Source organism: Anaerococcoides asporogena (assembly GCF_029590275.1).
Classification (GTDB): domain Bacteria; phylum Bacillota; class Clostridia; order Clostridiales; family Clostridiaceae; genus JG1575.
Genome location: NZ_CP120965.1, coordinates 130,655 through 150,511, shown reverse-complemented (window position 1 = coordinate 150,511; position 19,857 = coordinate 130,655). Strand labels below are relative to the sequence as shown.

The window sequence follows — 19,857 nt, the reverse complement described above, 5'->3', positions numbered from 1 at the left end:
CGAGGTTTTTCTTATGAAGCAGCAGACTTTCAGTGATTTTGAATACGCACATCGCCGCAAGACTACAAAGAGAGAAGAGTTTCTTGATTCTATGGAAACTATCATTCCCTGGAAAGATTGGGTCGAGATGATTCGCCCCTACTATCCTCAGGGAAAACGCGGCAGAAAGCCCATCGAAATTGAAACAATGCTTCGGATGTACCTGATGCAAAATTGGTTTAACCTCTCCGATGTTGCAATGGAAGACGCCATCTATGACAGTTATGCCATGCGCAAATTCATGCGGCTGGACTTCATCTCGCAGCAAGTGCCTGACGCAACCACGCTTCTTCACTTTCGCCATTTAATGGAAAGCCATCTCTTGGGGGAGAAGATTTTTCATGATGTCACCAGACGCTTGGAATCTGCCGGACTAATGATGCATGGCGGCACCATCGTGGATGCCACCATTATTGCAGCCCCCAGTTCTACCAAGAACCAGACGGGAGAACGAGACCCTGAGATGCACCAGACAAAGAAAGGCAATCAGTGGTACTTTGGGATGAAGGTTCATACCGGAGTTTGCGCCGGCAGTGGGTATGTCCATACAGTCACAGGGACTGCGGCCAATGTCCATGACATAAACGAGACACACAAACTGATTCGTCCCGATGATGAAGTAGCTTACGGAGATTCCGGCTATAATGGAGTCGAGTCAAGAAAAGAATTCACCGAGGATCCGCACTTATCTACTATTGAATTTCGCAGCAATGTTCGCCCTTCCAAGATCAAGACCAATAAGAACTATCCCGGGATCCAGTGGGACCGGGCAATTGAACAACGCAAATCATCCATTCGAAGCAAAGTGGAGCACCCATTTTTGATCGTCAAACGGTTCTTTGGTTATGCCAAAGTAGTTTATCGGGGGATCAGCAAAAATTTGAATAGATTCAACATCTTGTTTGCCAGCGCCAATTTGTTGAATTGTATTCGTGCAAAACGAACGAAAGAATTCTGCATGGGATAAGTGCGCCCAAAATTGGGGGTTAGCCCACAAAACGGGCTGAAATCGCACTAAAATCCAGCATTTTTGTGCACCCATGAGCAAAAAAACAACATAATGACCGAACTGGGAAACGTTAACCTCAAATAATCAGTGTTTCCCTATATTGAGGCCGATGAGGATCATGTAGCTATGCAGGACGGTTCCAATCAGCAGATGCGGCTGATCTACGTCCATGAGGGGCAGCAGAGTGTCGGGAAGAGACGCAAGGCCTTGATGGGTGTACGTCGATTTGCAGGCTTTTACAAGGGCAACTCGGATGAACTGTGGTACGAAGTGTTCGATTACCTGAACTCGGCTTATGAGGTAGATAAGATCGAGGAAATCTCCTTATCAGGGGATGGGGCGACCTGGATCAAGATGGGTGCCCAGATTCTGCCTCGATGCAAGCTCTATCTGGATAAGTTCCACCTGGAAAAGGCCCTGCGCCAGGCGGCAACGCCGATTGATTCCTACAAAGGGACAAAGGATGAATATTACTGGTACCTCAAAGACGCCATCAGCATGGACTCCCTTGAGGACATCAACACATTCTTCGAATCAGCGGCGGGATTGCCGCTTAAAAAGACCCAGGAAAAGAAGTTAGGCGAGATGCAAACCTATCTTGTGTCCAACTGGGAATCGATCCAGAACGCGGCCAAGTCGGGCTATCAGGGCTGCAGTGCGGAAGGGCATGTCAGTCATGTGCTTTCCTCACGGTTATCTTCACGCCCGATGGGGTGGAGCACAGTAGGCGCTGAGAATATAGCGCGCATGCGAGTTTTCGTCCTCAATGGCGGGGATCTCATGGGCTACTTCGCTGCCAAAGAGAAAGAAAAGAAGAAGGAAGCCCGACTTGTGAGGCTGGAAAAACGGATCGTGAAGAAGAGCCGGGTCTACCCAGTAAAACAAGGTTCAATCAGCTATGCAACGCCTCATTTTGGGTGGTATAAATCGTAAAACCCGGGCTACTTGGAATCCGCACGGCAGGCTTATTCAGTTTTTGAACCGAAAGTAAGTTGACACTATCCCACTGATATGCGGATTTCCTTTGATCCCATCCAATGGAGTATAATCAAGGAAGAATCATTTGAGCAGCGGGGCAGTGATGCCCTGGCTGGATGTCGAATGCAACGACCTCAACGGAAAGGAGGGAACGGCAGATCCTCCCGCGACATCGCCCCGAAGCCTGACGCGGAGATATTCCTGCCTTGAAATAAGATGGAAATCAAACTGGATCAGGGCTCCCTGAAAATTATCGAAACCCTGCAGGCCAACGGCCATGAAGCCTACCTGGTGGGCGGCTCGGTCCGCAACGCCCTGCTTAATGGCCAGACAACGGATTATGACATCACGACCTCGGCAGAACCCGAAGTTCTGATGTCCCTGTTTTCCCATACCATTCCCACGGGTCTGGCTCACGGCACCGTCACGGTCGTCTTAAACCGGATCCCCTACGAAGTGACGACCTACCGGACCGAAGGAGAGTACCTGGACCGGCGCCACCCCGCTTCGGTTCAGTTCGTGCGGGAGCTGGCCCAGGATCTCAAGCGGCGGGATTTCACCATCAACGCCATGGCCTTCGATCCCACCTCCGGTCACCTGGTGGACCACTTCGGCGGCCAGGAGGATCTGAAGGCGCGGCTGATCCGGGCCGTCGGCAACCCGTCAGAACGCTTCCACGAGGATGCCCTGCGCATCATCCGCGGCATCCGCTTCGCCGCCCAGCTCAACTTCAACATTGAGGCGGAAACCTTCCGGGCCATGACAGAACTGTCCCGCCTGCTCGAGCATATCTCCCAGGAACGCATCTACGCGGAACTGTCACGGATCCTGTTAACCGAACGGCCGTCCGTGGGCATCGGTCTGCTCCTGTATTCGGGCGCCCTGAGCGTCATTCTGCCGGAACTTGTGCCCATGGCCGGATTTCAGCAGTTCTCCCCCTACCATGACAAGGACGTGTTTTTCCATACGATGCAGGTGCTGGACAATACCCGGCCCTACCTGCCGCTGCGCCTGGCCGCGCTGCTGCATGACGTAGGCAAGCCGCCGACCTTCTCCATGGATGAGTCGGGCAAGGGACATTTTTACGGGCATGAGCAGCTCTCGGAAGACCTGGCCCGTCAGATCATGCTCCGGCTGAAGGTGGACAACAGAACGAGGGAGCAAGCTTTGCTTTTAATCCGCCGGCACATGACGTCCATGGACATGAAAAAGCCGCTGAAACTCAAGCGGCTGATCCGGGATTTCGGGCCCGAGGATATTGATCTGTTCTTCGAATTCAAGCTGGCTGACCACTCTGGCAAAGCCGGCGGCGGCGGAATCGATCCCCGCTTCCATGCCATGCGCACCAAGGTGCGCCAGATTCTGGAGGACCATGAACCCCTGAATCTGTCCGATCTGGCCATCAAAGGCAACGACCTGCTCAGTCTGGGCATTCCCCGGGGTCCTCAGATCGGGCGCATCCTGGAGGAACTCCTGGACGATGTCCTGGCGAATCCAGACCTGAACACCCCCCAATACTTGCTTGACCGAGCCCTGCAGCTGAAGGAGAAGACAGATGAACCAAAACGGAATTGACGCCATCACCACCCTGTTTCTGATCATGGGACTCGGCTTTGTGCTGAAGAAGCGGCATCTCATGCAAAAAAGCAGTGAGGACTTCATCGTCATCCTGCTGCAAAAGGCAGCGATTCCCGGACTCATGCTGTACAATGCTTCCACTCAGTTTACTACGCAGTTCCTGAAGGACTATTATCCCGCCATTCTGGCTTCCTTCCTCGCCATCCTGGGCGCGGTCCTGGTCGGTCTTGTGACCGCCCGCCTCTTCTCCATCAGCGACAGGAACCAGGGCGTATTCACCGGAATGTTTGCCTTCTCCAACACCATCTTCATCGGCGTGCCCGTCATCACCGGAATTTTCGGGGAAAAGGGCATCCCCTACTTGATGCTGTATTACCTGATGAATACCCTGCTGTTCTGGACCGTCGGTTCCTGGCTGGTCGGCGGAGAACAGGGCAGCGGACTGCTCTCCCTGTCTTCCCTGAGCAAGATTTTCAACCCTGCCCTCCTGGCTTTCCTGCTGGGGCTTGGCCTGATGATGTATCACATCAGCCTGCCTGCTCCGGCCATGCGGAGCCTGAAATATCTGAGCGATCTGGTGACCCCGCTGTCGACCCTCTATATGGGATCCATCATCGCGGATCTGTCACTGAAAAAATTCCCCGGACTCAAGCCCACTCTGCTCATACTGACCGGCCGTTTCCTCATCTCCCCGCTCCTGGCCTACAGCATTCTGACCCTGTTCGGCTTCTCCGGCCTGTTGGTGGAAGTCCTGGTCATCGCCTCGGCTCTGCCGGTCATGACCCAGATGTCCGTTCTGGCCGGCTACTATGGCAAGGACAAGCAGTACACCGCTTTCATGACCGCCCTGTCCACCATCCTCTGCATCTTTGTCCTGCCCTTCTATCTGAGCTTTTTGCAGCGCTAGCGCCTAGTCCAGGAACAGACAGAATGGATGCCCGGCCGGATCAAACATGACCACAACCCCATCCAGTTCCTGAACGCTGGCTCTGACAGCCCCTGCCGCCTCGGCACGGGCTGCTGCCATTTCCAGGTCATCCACCAGAAAATCCAGGTGAATGGATTTGCCAGGCTGCCCCGGCACATCCGGCCAAACCGGCGGAACATAGCACGGTTCCGTCTGAAAAGACAGCCGGACACCCCCCGCCGGATTCCGGATAATCACAAAGTCGTCATCCGCCCAGTGCGGCACCCAGTCCAGCAGATTAAGATAAAACTCACTGAGCGCGTGGGCATCCGGACAGTCAATATTGATGGTTGCCAGTTCAATCTGTGCCATGGTCAGTTCCTCCTTGCCACAATCAAAGCGTTGCGCCATTCGTCTGTACTCATCGGGTCGGTTAATCATCGAAAGAGATTCGATTGCATCATTCAGCCTCCGGACAAATTTTTCCGGTTGAAAAATCTGGGGTTCAGGCTAATTGATTAGGACCTAAGGTCTATGGTTTCACGTTTCAGGTTATTTTAGCTCCGGAGGTTCCTTTGCGGAGCATTGGACCGGAATCAAAAGCAATTCATGCAAAGGATCCGGGAAGGCGTGCTTCCCGGATCCTTTTGCTGTTGGTTCAGCTTATGTAATGGAAGCCTCGTAGATGGCGTCGGTTGCTTCCTGGAGCATTGCGTTGAATTCATCATCCGTCTGATCCGCGGACAGTCCTTCGGAAAGGGCTCTGGAGAAGGATGCGATGAGGCCGTGGTTTTCAGCCAGCATCTTGTTGGAGTCTTCTCTGGAATAGCCGCCGGAAAGAGCGACTACACGCATGACTTTCGGATGGTTGATCAGTTCGGCATAGGCATTGGCATGGGTCGGGATGGTGAGCTTGAGCATGATCTGCTGGCCTTCCGGCAGCTTGTCGAGCTCTGCGAGGATCTCTTTTTTCAGGAGTTCTTCGATTTCAGGTTTCTTTTCGGAATGGATATCAACCTCAGGTTCGATGATGGGCATGAGTCCGGCAGCCAGAATCTGCTTGCCGACTTCGAACTGCTGAGCCACAACGGCCTTGACGCCTTCTTCGTTGAGTTCCTTGATGACCGATCTCATCTTGGTTCCAAAGATGTGTCTTTCATTGGCTCTGGCGAGCAGTGCATCCAGTTCCGGCATGGGTTTCATGAGCTGAACGCCGTTTTCCTGGTCGGCCAGTCCCTTGTCAACCTTAAGGAAAGGAACTACGCCCTTATTCTCCCAGAGGTAGTCTGCGGTTTTCTTGCCGTCAATGTCACGATCCATGGTCTGTTCAAACAGGATGGCTCCGAGGATGCGTTCCTGGCTGAATGCCGGGGACTTGATGATGCGGGTCCGCATCTGGTGGACCAGGTCAAACATTTCCTCTTCGGTGGAGTATTTGTCTTTGGAAATTCCATAAAGCGCAAGGGCTTTCGGGGTTGATCCGCCGGACTGATCCAGGGCGGCGATGAAACCTTTGCCTTCTCTCATGCGTTTTGCTTGGTTTTCGTTCATTCTTATACCTCTCCTTTATCACTTGTTTTCATGTCAAATCGATATTTAGATTATATCATGCTTTCCAAACGTCCCTGCAGTCCAATTTCACCGGCAGGAAAAATCTTAGTAGCTGAACCGGAATTTATCCTGGACGCCCAGATAGGCTTCGGTATTATGCGCCACCTTGGCAATTTCCTTTTCATTCAGGCGAATGCCTTCCCGATCCATCAGATAGTAAAGGATTTTGAGCTTTTCAAAGACTTCCATATTGGCCTGGGCGTCATTGGCGGCCCGGTGCCGGCCTTCCCAGGGAATCTGCAGGATCTCGGTCAGATGGGACAGTCCGCAGGTGCCCGGCATGAAGCGCCGCGCGAAATGGAGCGTATCAAACACCTGGTTGTCGAAGGAAATGCCCATGGCCTGACCAACCTGGAGCAGGTTCTTCATATCATTGTTGATGAGATCATGACCGACGATGATCCGCTCGCCCACAAACTGCTTGAGTTCGGGCAGCACCTGCCAGATGCTGCGCCGGCCCGACACCATCTTGTCGGAGATGCCGGTCAGCTGGACGATCTCCCGGGGGATTCGGATGCCCGGATTCACCAGCCGGGTGTAAACCCGCTCCTTACGGCCCTTTACCACCAGAACCGCTCCGATTTCAATGATGCGGTTCATGGGGCGGGACGTGGTCTCAATATCCAGACAGACATACGTGTCAAAAAACGGGTGCGAGACGATATTTTCTTTCCGAACGGTTTTTCTGATTGTGTCTTCCAATATAGCACCACCTTTCACAGGCGAAAAAACTTCCTCATGAGCCGGCCGTTCAACTACAGTATATCCTGTTTGGGCTGTAAATTCCAAAAGCCGGCCCCTGGGAGCCGACTTTTAACAAAGTGATAATAAATCGAGGGATTCGATTCAACGCTGCGTGACTCAGGCATCGACGCGCCGGGCGTGTCCGGTCAGATCCCGGGGCAGCACCAGCCAGCCGGTGAGGGCAAAGGCCGCGATGAGGCTGAGCAGAAATAAGCCGGTGAGGGCCAGGCCGTTCAGGAACGCGGGATCCGCCCCCTGAAACGGAGTGGTTTCCAGCGGGCGCAGGCGTAAGCGGTAAAGCAGGGTCAGGGTCACCGTTTCGAGGCCCAGCAGAATATTCTTGCGGCGGATGCGGCCGGCCAGTTCATCGGAAACCCGATAGAGGTCGGATCCGACCTTGAGGAGATGGGGTTCGCCTTTCACCATGACGCCTTTCAGCATCAGCTGTCCGCGGGTCAGCTGTTTCATATCAGTCATTCCTCCTGTTGTTCAGAATGTCGGGCTCCTAGTTTATCCAAGGCGGCGATCAGCTGCCCGGCGGTTCCCTCCTTGACGGCAATGCGCGCATAGCCCGGTCCCAGACCCGGCATATTCGACAGATCCCGGATCAGAATGCCTTCCTGGCGGAGCGCCTGGATCAGACGGGGCATGGCGGGATCAACCACCAGCAGGAAATTGGCGCCGGAGGGATAAATCCGCCGGAAATATCCGCCGGACTGGAGAAGATCAGCGAGTTCCTGCCGGGCCGCCCCATTTTCTTCCCGGGAGCGCCTGCTGAAGTCTTCGTCCTCCAGCAGGATGTGGGCAATGCCCTGGGCAAAGGCTCCCACATTCCAGGTGGTGAGCTGGTGCTGGATGCGCCGGCGCCGGGCATCATCCGCGGCAATCAGATAGCCCAGGCGAACGCCGGGCAGGCCGAAGAACTTGGTCAGCGCCTTGACGACCATCAGGTTATCGTATTCCAGGGTCAGAGGCAGCAGCATGGTGTCCTCTGCCAGATACTCCCCGAAGGTCTCATCCAGCAGGATGGCCACGCCCAGCTCCCGGCAGCTGCCGGCCAGCTCCCGGAAGGCCGATGGATCCCAGCGGGCGCCATCGGGATTGTTGGGATTGCACAGCACCAGGCCGTCCAGCGACCGGTCGGATTCCAGCCGGTCGAGAATGGCACGGGTCAGTTCCCGGCCAAGGATGCCGGTTTCGGACAGGGTCCGGTCCAGGGTCTGGCAGGGAATGCCGTGACGGAGAAAGGACAGCTCATACTCGGAAAAAGCCGGCCGCACCACCAGTCCGTGACGGAAGGCGGCAATGGCTTTATCCAGCAGCTCCACGGCCCCGTTGCCCGGAATGATCCAGTCCGGCGGGATGCTGACCCTGGCCAGGCGCGAAGCGTAGGCTGCCAGATCCCGGCGCAGAGCGCGGTACTCGATGTCCGGATAGGCCCGGGCCTGTTCCAGCAGGCGCGGCAGTTCCTCATACACTCGCGGCGGCAGCGGATGGGGATTGATGTTGGCGGACAAATCCAGGTAAGTGCGGCTGGGATCCGAATAGATGTCGCCGCCATGACCGGAGCGGGTCTTGTTTAATGAATCCATGGCAATCCTCCCATCCAGGCCGCCAGCACCAGGATCGCTGCAAAGGCCAGGACCAGCGCCTGCATCAGGCGGACGGACCGGCGGATGTCGGCGGCCTGAGCCGGCCGGCCTCCCCGGTTGATATAGGGCTTTGGTTCGGTCTTGCCCTCATAGGCGGCCGGACCGGCCAGCTCAATGCCGAGGGCGCCGGCAAAGGCCGCCTCGGGGTGGCCAGAATTGGGGCTGGCATGCTTTGAATGATCGCGAAAGTAGACGCCCAGGGCAGACGCAATGGTTCCGCCGGCAACGGGAGCCAAAAGAGCCCCCAGCAGTCCGGTGATCCGGGACGGCAGGAAGTTGAGGACGTCATCCGCCCGGGCGGAGGCCCGGCCAAAGTAGAGATACCGGTCATTGCGGTATCCGACCATGGAATCCAGGGTGTTGACGGCTTTGTAGACCATGGCTCCGGCGGGACCGAAGATTGCGCCGTAGAACATAGGCGCGATGATGCCATCCGAGGTACTCTCAGCCACGGATTCGATGCACGCCCGAATGATGCCCGGCCGGTCCAGGGATTCCGGATCCCGGCCCACGATGCGCCCGACCTGGCGCCTGGCCTGTGCCAGGGTGCCGTGCTCCACCTGATCCAGTACGCTCAGGGCTTCGCGTTTCATGGTTTCCATGGACAGGCACAGCCAGAAGATCACCACCGAGACCGCAAACCGGAGACTGCCGCGGGTGAGCTGCACCAGGAGCAGAGTCGGCAGGAGCGCCGCGGCGCACAGGCAGAGCAGCAGGCAGACCCCGCCGAGCAGCTGCCGGCGGGGTTCGGTCTGAGGCTGGCGCAGTTTCTTTTCAAGAATCCGGATGAGCCGGCCGAACCCCACCACCGGATGAGGCAGCCACAGGGGATCTCCCAGGATCCGGTCAAGCAGCAGAGCGGCCAGCAGGGCCAGACTGTTTTCAAGCAAGTTGGTCTCCTCCTTCCGTTAGCGGCACAGCCGCAGGTACAGGGGCAGGGCAATGGGATCCTGCCAGCCCTCGGACCACAGACAGACGGTCTTATCCGGACGGGTCAGGCAGCCCCGGACCAGGAGTCCGGGCTGATCCGGCTTTTGTCCCAGCGCCCTGGCCGCTTTCTTCCGGAACCGTTCTGCCCGGACTTCCAGGGACAGCAGTTCGATGGGTCCGGTGCGCGCCAGCAAATCCACCAGGGATCCGCGTGCGTCTTCCGCAGTCAGCGCCTCGGCCTGGGCCACCGGAATCCAGACCCGCTCAAACAGAGCGGGCCGGTCTTCCACATAACGCAGCCGGTCAATCCGCCAGCAGGTCACCGCCTCCTCCAGCTGATCGTTGAACCGGTCGGTCTCCACCGTCGTCTTGAAGGCAAGGACCTCGGTATAAACCCGCCGGCCCTGCCCCAGCAGGCGGGCGGACAGGGACAGCTCTTCCCGCAGGGATTCCCGGCGGCCCGTGGGGAAAGTGCCCCGACCCTTGTGGCGGAACAGGAATCCTTCGGCAACGAGCAGGTCCACTGCCTTGCGCGCCGTCATCCGGGATACGCCAAATTTTTCAGCCAGCTCATTTTCGGAAGGAATGGCCGCCCCTTCCGGATAGCGGCCCCCTTCGAGCTGTTTGAGAATCGATTCGTAGATCAGCCGGTAAGCAGGCTGTTCAGTCATTTATGCCATCTCCCTCAGGAATACTTTGTAAGCACGGTAGGTCTCATACAGATCGCCCTTGGAAATGACTTCCCACGGCGCATGCATGTTCTGAACCGCAACGCCGGCGTCAATGACGGTCATGCCCATGTTGCCCATGATGTAGGCAATGGTTCCGCCGCCGCCCTGGTCGACTTTGCCCAGTTCGGCTGTCTGCCAGGCGATCTCGTTCTTGTTCATGATGCCGCGGATCTGGGCGATGAATTCCGGATCGGCATCATTGCAGCCGCCCTTTCCGCCGGAACCGGTGTACTTGTTGAACACGATGCCGCGGTTGAAGTAGGCGGTGTTCTTCGGCTCATTGACGGACGGGTAGTTCGGGTCAAAGGCTGCCGAAACATCGGAGGACAGCATTTTGGAGTTCAGGATGACCTGGCGCAGTTCGCGGGCCGAGCCTTCTCCCTTGAGTTCCATCAGATCAGCCACCAGGTGACGGAAGAAGTCGGAATGCATGCCGGTCGCGCCCTGGCTGCCCACTTCCTCTTTGTCCACCAGAATGCAGCCGGTGGTGCGCTCCGGGTTCTCCACATCGAACAGAGCCAGCATGGAGGTGTAGGCGCAGACGCGGTCATCGTGGCCGTAGCCCATGACCATGGAGCGGTCCAGGCCGTAGTCGCGGGCCCGTCCGGCCGGTACGATCTGGAGTTCGGCGGAGACGAAGTCTTCCTCCACAATGCCGTATTTCTCGTGGAGCAGCTCCAGGATGTACTTCTTGGCGCGGTCCTTGTCATCTTTCTTGCCGGCCGGTCTGGAACCGATCAGAACATTGAGGTCCTCGCCCTTGACACCCTTGGCCAGGGTCTGTTCCATCTGTTCTCTGGACAGGTGGATCAGCAGGTCGGAGATTCCGATGACCGGATCCGACGGATCTTCGCCAATGGCTACATCCACCCGGGTGCCGTCCTCCTTGAAGATCACTCCGTGCAGTGCCATCGGCAGAGCGACCCACTGGTATTTCTTGACGCCGCCGTAGTAATGGGTCTCCATCAGGCACAGGTTGTTGTCCTCGTACAGCGGATTCTGTTTGATATCCAGCCGCGGGGAGTCGATGTGCGCTCCCAGCAGGTTCATTCCTTCCGCCATGGGTTTCTGACCGATGACAAACAGGAAGATGTTGCGGTCGCGGTTGATCGCGTAAACCTTGTCCCCCGCTTTGAGGCTCTCGAAGGTGGCCACGTTCCGGAAGCCCTTGGCTTCGGCGGCCGCGACGGAATCACGGACGAATTCCCGCTCCGTTTTGGCATCGCTTAAAAAGTCGATGTAGCCCTTGGCAAAGCTGTCGCATTCCTTGAGCTGTCCCTCAGTGTAGCGATCCCAGACCAGTGTAAATTCTCTTTCCAACATATTGCATCTCCTTGTATGGATAGATTTCTTGTGCCGCTTCGGCGATCATCTTATGTTGCAGCGGCGAAGTTCAAACTGCCGCGTCATGATTGGTATGGTTTTCCCAAACTTCATTATACATAAAAAAAACGGCTCTGTGCATAGTCACAGAATACCGTTTTGTACTGGACGGGCCCGGACGAGTCGATCCTGGTCGCCCGGGGCTTTGAGAAAATCCCGGATCGAATATTGGAAATCGGCTCCAGGCCTTATTTCTGCTTCAGTTTATTGCGAAAGTAGATATGCTGAACCTTGCTGTCCTTGCCCGGCGTGATGACATCCATATCGAAATCCCCCAGCGACTCAATAAACTGATTGAGCTTGCTGTAGCCGTAGTTTCTGACATCAAAATCCGGGAACCGCTTGGCCAGCTGATTTCCGATCTTGGACAGGGAAATCCAGCCCTCCTCGTTGGAGCCCTCGCTGATGATTGAACGCAGCGACCGGCGGATCGTGCTGAGTTTGGTCTGAGGTTCGGGGCGGGTCTGCTCAGCTCTGACTGGTTCCGCCTTAACCGATACGGATTTGGAGGCTTCCGGTTTGAGCGGTTCTGGCTTCACCGGTTCCAGCAGAACGGGCAGGATCTTTTCCGCATCCGGGAATTTCGATCCATTATTTACCGGGGGTTTGACTGCCTTGACCAGAGGTTTGCGCCGGGCAGATTTTACCGGGGTTTCTTTGACCAGTTCCCGGGGTTCCTTCTCTTTCTCCTCATAGGATGAGGCGTACAGGATATCCAGATACTTGAACTGGTTGCAGGCAGAAATAAAGGCGGAGGGCGTCTTGGATTCGCCCATGCCGATGACCCGCTTGCCCGATTCTCTCAGCCGGGAGGCCAGCCGGGTGAAATCCGAATCGCTGGACACCAGGCAGAAGCCCTCGACATTCCCGGAATACAGGATGTCCATGGCGTCAATGATCATGGCCGAGTCCGAGGCATTTTTCCCCTGGGTATAGCTGTACTGCTGAACCGGGTTGACCGAGTAATTCAGTAGAACATCCTTCCAGGCGGAATTGGCCGGATTGGTCCAGTCCCCGTAGATCCTCCGGTAGGTCGCCACGCCGTCATTGGACAGCTCATCCAGGATAATCTTAATGTACTTGCTGGAAATATTCTCGGCATCGATTAATAAGGCATAGGTCAGTTCTTCACTCATGTTGTTTTCCTTTCAGGCGGGCAGCCGATAGTTCTTCCTTCGTTCGCCTGATGACCGTCACACGGTTCAGGGCAGGCGACGAAAGTTACAGATCCCTTTGATCCTTCTCTGGTTTCATTATACCATCCGCCGCCCTCCAACGAAAAAAACAGCCGGAGAATCCGTGCTGTTTCTTTCTTCCTATATATAGTAGCCATTTAGGCCATGCCCCGGTGAGGCTCCGGACTGGTGAAGCTCCGGACCAACGAGGATCGGATCTGGGTGATGACCGGCACCGGGGATGCCCCGGATCGGTGAGGATCGGATCAGGCCACCGGTCAGGCGCGATGAGCCGGTTCTGAGCTATTTCTTCTGGTAGCCTTCCCAAACCGGGAACTGGGCTCCCTTGTATACTTCGAGCATGAGGTCGCCGATGGCCTGGGACTGGTATTCCTGAACGATCCGCTTGAAGACCGGGTTGTCCTTGTCTTCGGCCTGAGCCGCGATCAGGTTGAAGTACGGCTGGGAAGCATCGGTTACCGGTTCAAGGAAAATTGCGTCTTCTGCCGGGGAATAGCCTGCATCCACTGCCAGGTCGGTGTTGATGATGGCGGCGGCTACGTCCTTCAGGGAGCGGGCAGTCTGAGCGGCATTGAGTTCGGTAATGGTCAGGTTGAGTTTGTTTTCAGCAATGTCTGCCTGGGTCGGGGTGAGATTGGAAGCATCCTTGAGCTTGATCAGACCGGCGGATTCCAGAACCTTCAGCGCCCGTCCCAGATTGGTCGGATCGTCCGGAATGGCGATGGTGTCTCCGCTCTTGATCTCCGAGGGGGATTTATACTTCTCGGAGTACAGGCCGATGGGGGACAGGAAGGTGTCGCCGATGGATACCAGCTTGTTGCCGTTGGCATTGTTGAAGGAATCGAAGTAGATGTGGTGCTGGAAGGAGTTCAGATCCAGGTCTCCGTCATAGAGCGCCTGATTGACCGGTGTGTATTCGGTGAATTCCACAATCTCAATCTCAATGTTTTCCTTGGCCAGATTGGTTTTGATTTGATCCCACAGTTCGTGCTTGGAGCCGATGACCCCCAGCCTGACCTTGGTAACGGCTGCTGTCTGAGCAGTCGTTGTGGCCGGAGCAGTCCCGGAAGTGGAAGGCTGGGTAGCGGGAGCGGCCGGCGCGCAGGCGCTCAGGAAGAGCTGTCCGGTCAGAAGCAGGGCGGTTGCGAATAAATTAGTTCTTTTCATGATAATTCCTCACTTTTATTTTTATTATTTTTTATTTTTAGTTCTCTTATGGTTTTGGTTGATTGATTGCTGAGGCATGATCCGGTTCGATTCTGCCTTCATACCTGTTGTTTCGATTCTGCCTTCATCCGATCTGAGCTCCGATCGGATGGAGGCAGTCAATGGCTCATTGTTCTGTTTATTGTCTTTACTCTCTGATTGCGTACATTCCCCCTGTCGGCCTTGCCGTCGGCCGGATTGCTGTTTATTCCATAGGATCTAAGTTCGAACATTCCATTTGCTGATGGCTGTTTTGCTTATACTGATGAGGTTTGAATTTTTGATGTTAATGGGTTGTCCGGCGCTCCAGGAAATTGCCGATGATCTGAATGATGAAGACAATGACCAGGATCAGGACGGTGGAGACAAGGATGACATCATTCTGGAAGCGGTTATAGCCGATGGAGATGGCCATTTTCCCGAGTCCGCCTCCGCCGATGGCTCCGGCCATGGCGGTCAGGCCAAGAACGGAGATCAGGGTCAGGGTGGAGACACGGATCAGGGCCGGGGTGGATTCCGGCAGCCAGACCTTCCGGACGATTTCCAGCGGCCCCAGGCCCATGGCCCGGGCGGCTTCGATGACTCCCGGATTGACGGTTGCCATGGCCGCTTCGACCTGACGGGCGAAAAAGGGAGCGGATCCCACGACCAGCGGGACGATGGAGGCTTTGGTGCCGATGGTGGTGCCGACAATGACCCGGGTCATCGGAGAGATGATGGCCAGCATGATGATGAAGGGGACGGACCGGCCGATGTTGACGATTTTATCCAGGATGCCGTACACCCGCCGGTTGGCCAGCAAACTGTTCTCCCGGGTCAGTACCAGGACAATTCCCAGGATGAGCCCGAGGATCCCGGCGATCAGGCCGGTCCAGAACAGCATGTAGAGCGTGGCTCCGGTTTCGGTGATGAACTGCTCCTTCTGCCGGATGACATTTGTAAAATCCATTTTGTTTAATCCTCCTTCAAGCGGATGCGCTGTACTCTGACTCCGTCGGCTTCCATGATGGAAATGGCTTCGTTGATCTTTAAGCGGTCCCCTTCAAAAGCAACCAGCAGATTTCCAAAGGGCGTCTTATTGAGAAACTCGACGTTGCCGGACAGGATGTTGGTGGTAATGCCGTGATCTCGCTGCAGTGTGGCGATGAATGGTTCCCGGAAGCGGTCCCCGACAAAGGTCAGGATATAGATCTCATTGCCGCCCAGCCGGAAGGCTGCCTGGTTTTCCAGGACTTTGCTGACATCCTCGTCCATATTCGTTGCCGTGCGGACGAATTTTTCTGTCAGCGGATTCTTCGGATTGGAAAAGATTTCCACTACCGACCCTTCTTCGACGATGAGGCCGGAGTCCATGACGAACACCCGGGTGCACAGTTCTTTGACAACCTGCATTTCATGGGTGATAACAACCAGGGTCAGATTCAGCTTGCGGTTCAGATCCGCCAGAAGCTTGAGAATCGATTTGGTTGTCTCCGGATCCAGGGCGCTGGTGGCTTCGTCGCACAGCAGGATTTCCGGATTGTTTGCCAGAGCCCGGGCGATGGCCACACGCTGTTTCTGGCCGCCGGACAGTTCGGAAGGATAGGCCAGCTTTTTGCCGGATATTCCCACCAGCGCCAGAAGCTCGTCCACCCGCTGGTCCACCTGATTCTTATCCAGCGCCCCCAGTGCCAGGGCGATGTTGTCCCGCACCGTTCTGGAATTCATCAGGTTGAAGTGCTGAAAGATCATGCCGATCTTGCGCCGGCGGTCTCTCAGTTCCCGTTCACTCATGGCTGTCAGGTCTTCCCCGTTGACCAGTACCTGACCGGAAGTCGGCCGGGTCAGAAGATTTATGGTTCGCACCAGGGTGCTCTTGCCGGCGCCTGAGTAGCCGACAATCCCCACGATCTCCCCTTTTTCAATCGTCAGTGACGCATCGCTGACCGCGTGGAGCTGACCTGAGCCCTGACCAAAGGTCACTGCGACATTCCTTAATTCAATCATTTGCTTCCTCCCAATAAAAAAATCCCTCCGGGTTCCCTAGAACCGGAAGGACGAATCATCGTGTTACCACCTTGCCATCGGAAGACAGGTCACCCTGCATTCCCTCATGGAGTACTATCATACTCCGATGCTGTATCGGGCATTCCCGTTCCCGGTTCGAGAAACTCTCACCGGAATAAGCTCCGCGGCCATCTTCGTGCACCCCCTCATCCGCTGCTCTCACCCTAATGCAGCTTCTCTGTAGAATTACCTGATGCCTACTCACCGTTTCATCGCCTGAGTATTTGATTGTTCTGATGAAAACAAAAAAGCTTCCATCCTTGCCTGAAGGACGAAAACTTCAATTTCCGTGTTACCACCTTGATTTATCCAGACCTCACAGTCCGAACCTTGCGAAGTACGATCATACTTCCATGCTGTAACGTGCATCCACGTAAGAGCCTACTGATACGTTCAGCTCTTCCCTTCACAGGCCATCTTCACCGTTCTTCTCATCGTCCCTTTTCACCAGGCGGGACTCTCTGTCAGATTCAAAGGTTTCGGTTACTCTTCTGCTCAACAGGTTTGTCATTGGTATTACTATACTCAACCAAAAAAAGAAAGTCAAGGCACCGAAAACTTTTACATAAAAAATTCTTCATGTTTTTTTCGATTTTCTCATCAGATTGCTATGCATCCCTCGATATCCTTGCGTAAACTCAAATGATCGTTGCCCTGGAATAGTATTTACTGCTGAATGGAATCAATGAAATGATCAATCACTCCGTTCTCAATCTCGATCAGACGATCACAAACTTCAAGGTCTTCTTTTATGTGGCTTGCGATAACAACAGTACACCCCCGTTTTTTTTCTGACCGAATCAGCTCATAAAAATCAGACCGACTCGCTTTATCAAGAGAATTCGTCGGCTCATCGAATAAAAGTAAATCCGGTTTCTCGAAGATAGCTTGTGCAATGGCCAATTTCTGCTTCATCCCAAGACTAAATTTGAAAACTTTTCGTCTGTCTGCCGGATCCAGCCCACTTTTGACAAGAGCATGATCAATATCCTGCGAGGAAGCCTTTTTTCGGAATGAATTCAGATATTCCAATGTTTCCTTAGCGGTCATAAATGGCCAGAATTCTATATTTTCAATGATTATTCCCATGGAATCAGGAAAGCGGTGTCCCTGCTTGATTGTCTGTCCATTAACAGCAGCCGTGCCTGAAGTAGGTAAAATAAGTCCTGCCATAGCACGGAGCAACATCGTTTTACCTGAAGCATTACGTCCAAGAATACCGATACACTCACCTTTTGAGACACATAAATCAATGTTATTTAAAACAGTCTTTCCCCGGATAATCTTTGTATATTGGTTTAATCTGACCATCTTATCTTCTCCTCATAATATCTTTTGATTGAATCATGTTAAATTCAAGAAAAACTGCATTCACCGCTAAACAGAACAGAACAATGATTTCCCCCGGTGTAATAGTTGTTTTTTCCATTCTCCCATAAAGAAATTTAATGAAATAAAAAGCACTGAAAAATACTGTACTTTGGATCAGTAGGCTGTATTGCTCCGATTGGGTAAGACAAATCACATTTGACCATAAGATTATAACTAAAATAACCATCGTGTAAAAAACGCCGCTGATTATCCAATCAGAATGTGTGCTGCGAATAATGAAGATTTGAATCAAATAAGAAATCCCAACACAAATGACACTTAATATTAAGTGATCCAAAATCATTTCTCCCGGTTTCCGTCTTGTTACTACCGGAACTTTTTCGATATCATGGGAAAGCCGACGCCCTAAAAAAAGGATCAGCGGAAGGTGATAAGAAAGGAAGATAAAGTCTGCGAGATAGCTTCCGGCTTTGGAAATAAATATAGTATGGTATATCCCGTCAACCCCGTATAGAAAATTAAATACAAACAATAAATTTAATTGAATAATTATAATTAGCAAAGGTATGTATATGTATTTCAGATTTCCTTTCATAACCTCTTCAACACATCCTTGGATTCAAAGATGATTAATGAGTACCACAAACCGCATACCAGACCAATGATTAAAATACCCAAAACAACAATCGTCTTTTGATATGACTCAAAACCCAATATATATTTCAGAATAAGCGGCAGGGATTCAGGGATAAACATGACTAACATCATTTCAATTAATTCTCCCACATAACAGACCTTCCATGCCAAAATCATATCCCCCCAAAAGGTGACAATAAACCACATCAGTGAAATTATTAAGTAATAAAAACTTAAATACAAGACATTATGTTCGATCAATTGTCCAAATCTGAAATAATTAATTACGGTCAGGGGAACTGTCAACAGAAGTAAGTTAACCCCCAGGTTCCAACGGATTCTTTTCAACAAAGATTCTTCTCGAATCCGGGCAATCATCTTTTCTGATGCCAAATTATCCAGGCTATTCAATCCAAGCATACCTGGCAGGTAGACGAACATGAGGTGATAAATGTTATATGAAGGGAACACCACGTACATGAGCACAATCAGAAGAATGGGAGTTTTTGCGAGTATTCGAATCTTCATATTTCATCCTTAATTATGAACACCTTCATTCCAATCAAAAGCAGGCCAGTCAGGAAGAAGAATCCGATCATTATGTAATAGGTGCCGCTAAATGGAAAAATGGAGCCGTTTTCAATAAATGCCTGCCTGAGTGGTACCTTCCAGGGAACCAGAAAAACTGGAATTATTGTAAAGATTAACGGGATCGAATATACTGCCCCTTCGATGAAGGGCATCACAACTGCTACACCATAGGTAAAAAATAAGAGAGCGCTGTAATACAAGCTAATCCTGGTCGCTGAATGGATGATTGGTACAATCAATCTCAAAGGAATACCTGTTTTAGCTTCTAGTGGGTTAAAAAATTGCAGTACCCCATAGCCAATGATCGATTGCATGAGAATAGCCATCATAAAGAATCCAAAGATCAATATTGTTATGAAGATAGAATCCACAAGGTAATATTTCAACCTTCCTGTTCTGGTAGTTTGAAGATTGATCACCTTTCCCTTTCGGTCGTTTCGATATCTTCCCGCAAAAAACACTCCAATTAATATAGGAAATATAAACTCCGGCAATAAATTTTCCAGAACGCTCAGACCGGAAAAAACGGTACGACCATGGGGTCGCAGGCCAAAATAATATTGAATCTCTGGATATGTATCCGCTTTAAACAACATACCGGCTCGTCTGTACTCCAATACGGAATACTGTGCTCCCCAGTAATAAGTAAAGGTAAAAAGCCCCAGCATAAGCAGGATGATGAAGAAAAATTTGAATGTTCCTTCATATCTCATCTTTAATAGTATACTTTTCAAATTATGCTCCTCGTAACAATCCTAAGAGATACTTGTACACTCAATGAGTAATAAAATGTTCACCCAAAGCACTTAATTTAGGATAGCGAGGTCACTATTTGTAATCCCATTTTCCAGCGGCGCGATCTCCATTCCATGTGTCAGAGTTGAGAACCAATTGTACTTGATCATTGATATTTGCATTATACTCGCTATATGCTCCCAGCCAATTGTTAATGCCACTTGTGGTACTGATCTTAATCTTAGGAGAAAACTTAACACTTGTTCCACTATTTGAAAAGATGATTTTTGTATAGGCATATACGTATCCACTGCCAGTTGAGGCTGAGTTGAACAATACATTGCTTCCGTCAATACTTGTCGTTTTACGCTGATACGAAGTCGCATTAACTTCTTTGTTTAACCATGGCAAGGAAACATCAAAATCCTTGATACCAGCACTTGCAATCACAGCTAAAGATAGGAATAAAACCGCTCCACTTGCCATAATTTGTTTCTTCATTCTGTACCTCCTAAAATAATTTGTTGGTTAAAGATTAATTCTTTTCATATTT

At 52.6% G+C, this 19,857-nt stretch carries 21 protein-coding genes and 1 other annotated feature; of the genes, 4 read left to right on the top strand and 17 right to left on the bottom strand.

Features of this window, described 5'->3' with window-relative positions; all coding sequences use genetic code 11:
• Positions 1–13: 13 nt before the first annotated feature.
• The 4 genes from P6M73_RS00800 to P6M73_RS00785 all read left to right on the top strand — a co-directional run bounded on the left by P6M73_RS00800 (position 14) and on the right by P6M73_RS00785 (position 4,511).
• Positions 14–1,006, top strand: a complete 993-nt coding sequence (locus P6M73_RS00800) for an IS5 family transposase (RefSeq protein ID WP_277853549.1) — start codon at positions 14–16, stop codon at positions 1,004–1,006.
• A gap of 129 nt (positions 1,007–1,135) precedes the next feature.
• Entirely contained in the window at positions 1,136–1,981 is an 846-nt protein-coding gene (locus P6M73_RS00795) for a UPF0236 family transposase-like protein (RefSeq protein WP_277854285.1), read from the top strand.
• Positions 1,982–2,242: 261 nt separating this feature from the next.
• Positions 2,243–3,601, top strand: a complete 1,359-nt coding sequence (locus tag P6M73_RS00790) for a CCA tRNA nucleotidyltransferase (protein WP_277854284.1) — start codon at positions 2,243–2,245, stop codon at positions 3,599–3,601.
• Entirely contained in the window at positions 3,582–4,511 is a 930-nt protein-coding gene (locus tag P6M73_RS00785) for an AEC family transporter (protein ID WP_277854283.1), read from the top strand. The genes P6M73_RS00790 and P6M73_RS00785 overlap by 20 nt, the downstream gene beginning before the upstream one ends.
• A 3-nt stretch (positions 4,512–4,514) precedes the next feature.
• Here P6M73_RS00785 and P6M73_RS00780 read toward each other — a convergent pair whose 3' ends face one another.
• The 17 genes from P6M73_RS00780 to P6M73_RS00700 form a co-directional block, all read right to left on the bottom strand.
• Positions 4,515–4,883: a VOC family protein gene (locus P6M73_RS00780; protein WP_277854282.1), complete on the bottom strand. Its 369-nt coding sequence runs from the start codon at positions 4,881–4,883 to the stop codon at positions 4,515–4,517.
• Positions 4,884–5,174: 291 nt separating this feature from the next.
• A complete protein-coding gene (locus tag P6M73_RS00775) occupies positions 5,175–6,062 on the bottom strand; it encodes a fructose bisphosphate aldolase (RefSeq protein WP_277854281.1) in 888 nt (295 codons plus the stop codon).
• A 105-nt stretch (positions 6,063–6,167) separates the two neighbouring features.
• Positions 6,168–6,824 (bottom strand): 3'-5' exonuclease, encoded by a 657-nt coding sequence (locus P6M73_RS00770; protein WP_277854280.1) that lies wholly within the window; start codon positions 6,822–6,824, stop codon positions 6,168–6,170.
• A 159-nt stretch (positions 6,825–6,983) separates the two neighbouring features.
• Positions 6,984–7,334, bottom strand: a complete 351-nt coding sequence (locus P6M73_RS00765) for a hypothetical protein (RefSeq protein WP_277854279.1) — start codon at positions 7,332–7,334, stop codon at positions 6,984–6,986.
• Between the two features lie 5 nt (positions 7,335–7,339).
• Positions 7,340–8,458 carry a pyridoxal phosphate-dependent aminotransferase gene (locus P6M73_RS00760; protein ID WP_277854278.1) on the bottom strand — a complete coding sequence of 373 codons (1,119 nt, stop codon included), beginning with the start codon at positions 8,456–8,458 and terminating at the stop codon, positions 7,340–7,342.
• Positions 8,446–9,408: an adenosylcobinamide-phosphate synthase CbiB gene (gene cbiB, locus P6M73_RS00755; RefSeq protein ID WP_277854277.1), complete on the bottom strand. Its 963-nt coding sequence runs from the start codon at positions 9,406–9,408 to the stop codon at positions 8,446–8,448. The genes P6M73_RS00760 and cbiB overlap by 13 nt, the downstream gene beginning before the upstream one ends.
• 18 nt (positions 9,409–9,426) lie before the next feature.
• Entirely contained in the window at positions 9,427–10,119 is a 693-nt protein-coding gene (locus P6M73_RS00750; RefSeq protein WP_277854276.1) for a GntR family transcriptional regulator, read from the bottom strand.
• The gene (locus P6M73_RS00745) at positions 10,120–11,502 is read right to left on the bottom strand and encodes an aminopeptidase (RefSeq protein WP_277854275.1); all 1,383 of its coding nucleotides are present in this window, start codon (positions 11,500–11,502) and stop codon (positions 10,120–10,122) included. It abuts the gene before it with no gap.
• 248 nt (positions 11,503–11,750) lie between these two features.
• Entirely contained in the window at positions 11,751–12,698 is a 948-nt protein-coding gene (locus tag P6M73_RS00740) for an NYN domain-containing protein (RefSeq protein ID WP_277854274.1), read from the bottom strand.
• Between the two features lie 342 nt (positions 12,699–13,040).
• Positions 13,041–13,925, bottom strand: a complete 885-nt coding sequence (locus P6M73_RS00735; protein WP_277854273.1) for a MetQ/NlpA family ABC transporter substrate-binding protein — start codon at positions 13,923–13,925, stop codon at positions 13,041–13,043.
• Between the two features lie 325 nt (positions 13,926–14,250).
• Positions 14,251–14,913, bottom strand: coding sequence for a methionine ABC transporter permease (locus tag P6M73_RS00730; RefSeq protein WP_277854272.1), 663 nt, complete (start codon positions 14,911–14,913; stop codon positions 14,251–14,253).
• 5 nt (positions 14,914–14,918) lie between these two features.
• Positions 14,919–15,950, bottom strand: coding sequence for a methionine ABC transporter ATP-binding protein (locus tag P6M73_RS00725; RefSeq protein WP_277854271.1), 1,032 nt, complete (start codon positions 15,948–15,950; stop codon positions 14,919–14,921).
• A 324-nt stretch (positions 15,951–16,274) separates the two neighbouring features.
• Positions 16,275–16,518: a binding site (T-box leader), on the bottom strand.
• A 158-nt stretch (positions 16,519–16,676) separates the two neighbouring features.
• Complete coding sequence (locus P6M73_RS00720) at positions 16,677–17,321, bottom strand: ABC transporter ATP-binding protein (RefSeq protein WP_277854270.1); 645 nt, start codon at positions 17,319–17,321, stop codon at positions 16,677–16,679.
• A 1-nt stretch (position 17,322) separates the two neighbouring features.
• Positions 17,323–17,937 carry a hypothetical protein gene (locus P6M73_RS00715; RefSeq protein ID WP_277854269.1) on the bottom strand — a complete coding sequence of 205 codons (615 nt, stop codon included), beginning with the start codon at positions 17,935–17,937 and terminating at the stop codon, positions 17,323–17,325.
• Complete coding sequence (locus tag P6M73_RS00710) at positions 17,934–18,506, bottom strand: hypothetical protein (RefSeq protein ID WP_277854268.1); 573 nt, start codon at positions 18,504–18,506, stop codon at positions 17,934–17,936. The genes P6M73_RS00715 and P6M73_RS00710 overlap by 4 nt, the downstream gene beginning before the upstream one ends.
• Positions 18,503–19,303, bottom strand: a complete 801-nt coding sequence (locus P6M73_RS00705; protein ID WP_277854267.1) for a hypothetical protein — start codon at positions 19,301–19,303, stop codon at positions 18,503–18,505. The genes P6M73_RS00710 and P6M73_RS00705 overlap by 4 nt, the downstream gene beginning before the upstream one ends.
• A 94-nt stretch (positions 19,304–19,397) precedes the next feature.
• A complete protein-coding gene (locus tag P6M73_RS00700; protein WP_277854266.1) occupies positions 19,398–19,805 on the bottom strand; it encodes a hypothetical protein in 408 nt (135 codons plus the stop codon).
• Between the last annotated feature and the right edge of the window lie 52 nt (positions 19,806–19,857).

What these genes read in the sequence shown, in the direction of transcription:
- P6M73_RS00720 (WP_277854270.1), bottom strand. Translation starts at nt 17,321, where the DNA reads ATGGTCAGATTAAACCAATATACAAAGATTATCCGGGGAAAGACTGTT.
- P6M73_RS00750 (WP_277854276.1), bottom strand. Translation starts at nt 10,119, where the DNA reads ATGACTGAACAGCCTGCTTACCGGCTGATCTACGAATCGATTCTCAAA.
- P6M73_RS00790 (WP_277854284.1), top strand. Translation starts at nt 2,243, where the DNA reads ATGGAAATCAAACTGGATCAGGGCTCCCTGAAAATTATCGAAACCCTG.
- P6M73_RS00730 (WP_277854272.1), bottom strand. Translation starts at nt 14,913, where the DNA reads ATGGATTTTACAAATGTCATCCGGCAGAAGGAGCAGTTCATCACCGAA.
- P6M73_RS00740 (WP_277854274.1), bottom strand. Translation starts at nt 12,698, where the DNA reads ATGAGTGAAGAACTGACCTATGCCTTATTAATCGATGCCGAGAATATT.
- P6M73_RS00775 (WP_277854281.1), bottom strand. Translation starts at nt 6,062, where the DNA reads ATGAACGAAAACCAAGCAAAACGCATGAGAGAAGGCAAAGGTTTCATC.
- P6M73_RS00765 (WP_277854279.1), bottom strand. Translation starts at nt 7,334, where the DNA reads ATGAAACAGCTGACCCGCGGACAGCTGATGCTGAAAGGCGTCATGGTG.
- P6M73_RS00715 (WP_277854269.1), bottom strand. Translation starts at nt 17,937, where the DNA reads ATGAAAGGAAATCTGAAATACATATACATACCTTTGCTAATTATAATT.
- P6M73_RS00800 (WP_277853549.1), top strand. Translation starts at nt 14, where the DNA reads ATGAAGCAGCAGACTTTCAGTGATTTTGAATACGCACATCGCCGCAAG.
- P6M73_RS00700 (WP_277854266.1), bottom strand. Translation starts at nt 19,805, where the DNA reads ATGAAGAAACAAATTATGGCAAGTGGAGCGGTTTTATTCCTATCTTTA.
- P6M73_RS00725 (WP_277854271.1), bottom strand. Translation starts at nt 15,950, where the DNA reads ATGATTGAATTAAGGAATGTCGCAGTGACCTTTGGTCAGGGCTCAGGT.
- P6M73_RS00735 (WP_277854273.1), bottom strand. Translation starts at nt 13,925, where the DNA reads ATGAAAAGAACTAATTTATTCGCAACCGCCCTGCTTCTGACCGGACAG.
- P6M73_RS00710 (WP_277854268.1), bottom strand. Translation starts at nt 18,506, where the DNA reads ATGAAGATTCGAATACTCGCAAAAACTCCCATTCTTCTGATTGTGCTC.
- P6M73_RS00785 (WP_277854283.1), top strand. Translation starts at nt 3,582, where the DNA reads ATGAACCAAAACGGAATTGACGCCATCACCACCCTGTTTCTGATCATG.
- P6M73_RS00745 (WP_277854275.1), bottom strand. Translation starts at nt 11,502, where the DNA reads ATGTTGGAAAGAGAATTTACACTGGTCTGGGATCGCTACACTGAGGGA.
- P6M73_RS00780 (WP_277854282.1), bottom strand. Translation starts at nt 4,883, where the DNA reads ATGGCACAGATTGAACTGGCAACCATCAATATTGACTGTCCGGATGCC.
- P6M73_RS00760 (WP_277854278.1), bottom strand. Translation starts at nt 8,458, where the DNA reads ATGGATTCATTAAACAAGACCCGCTCCGGTCATGGCGGCGACATCTAT.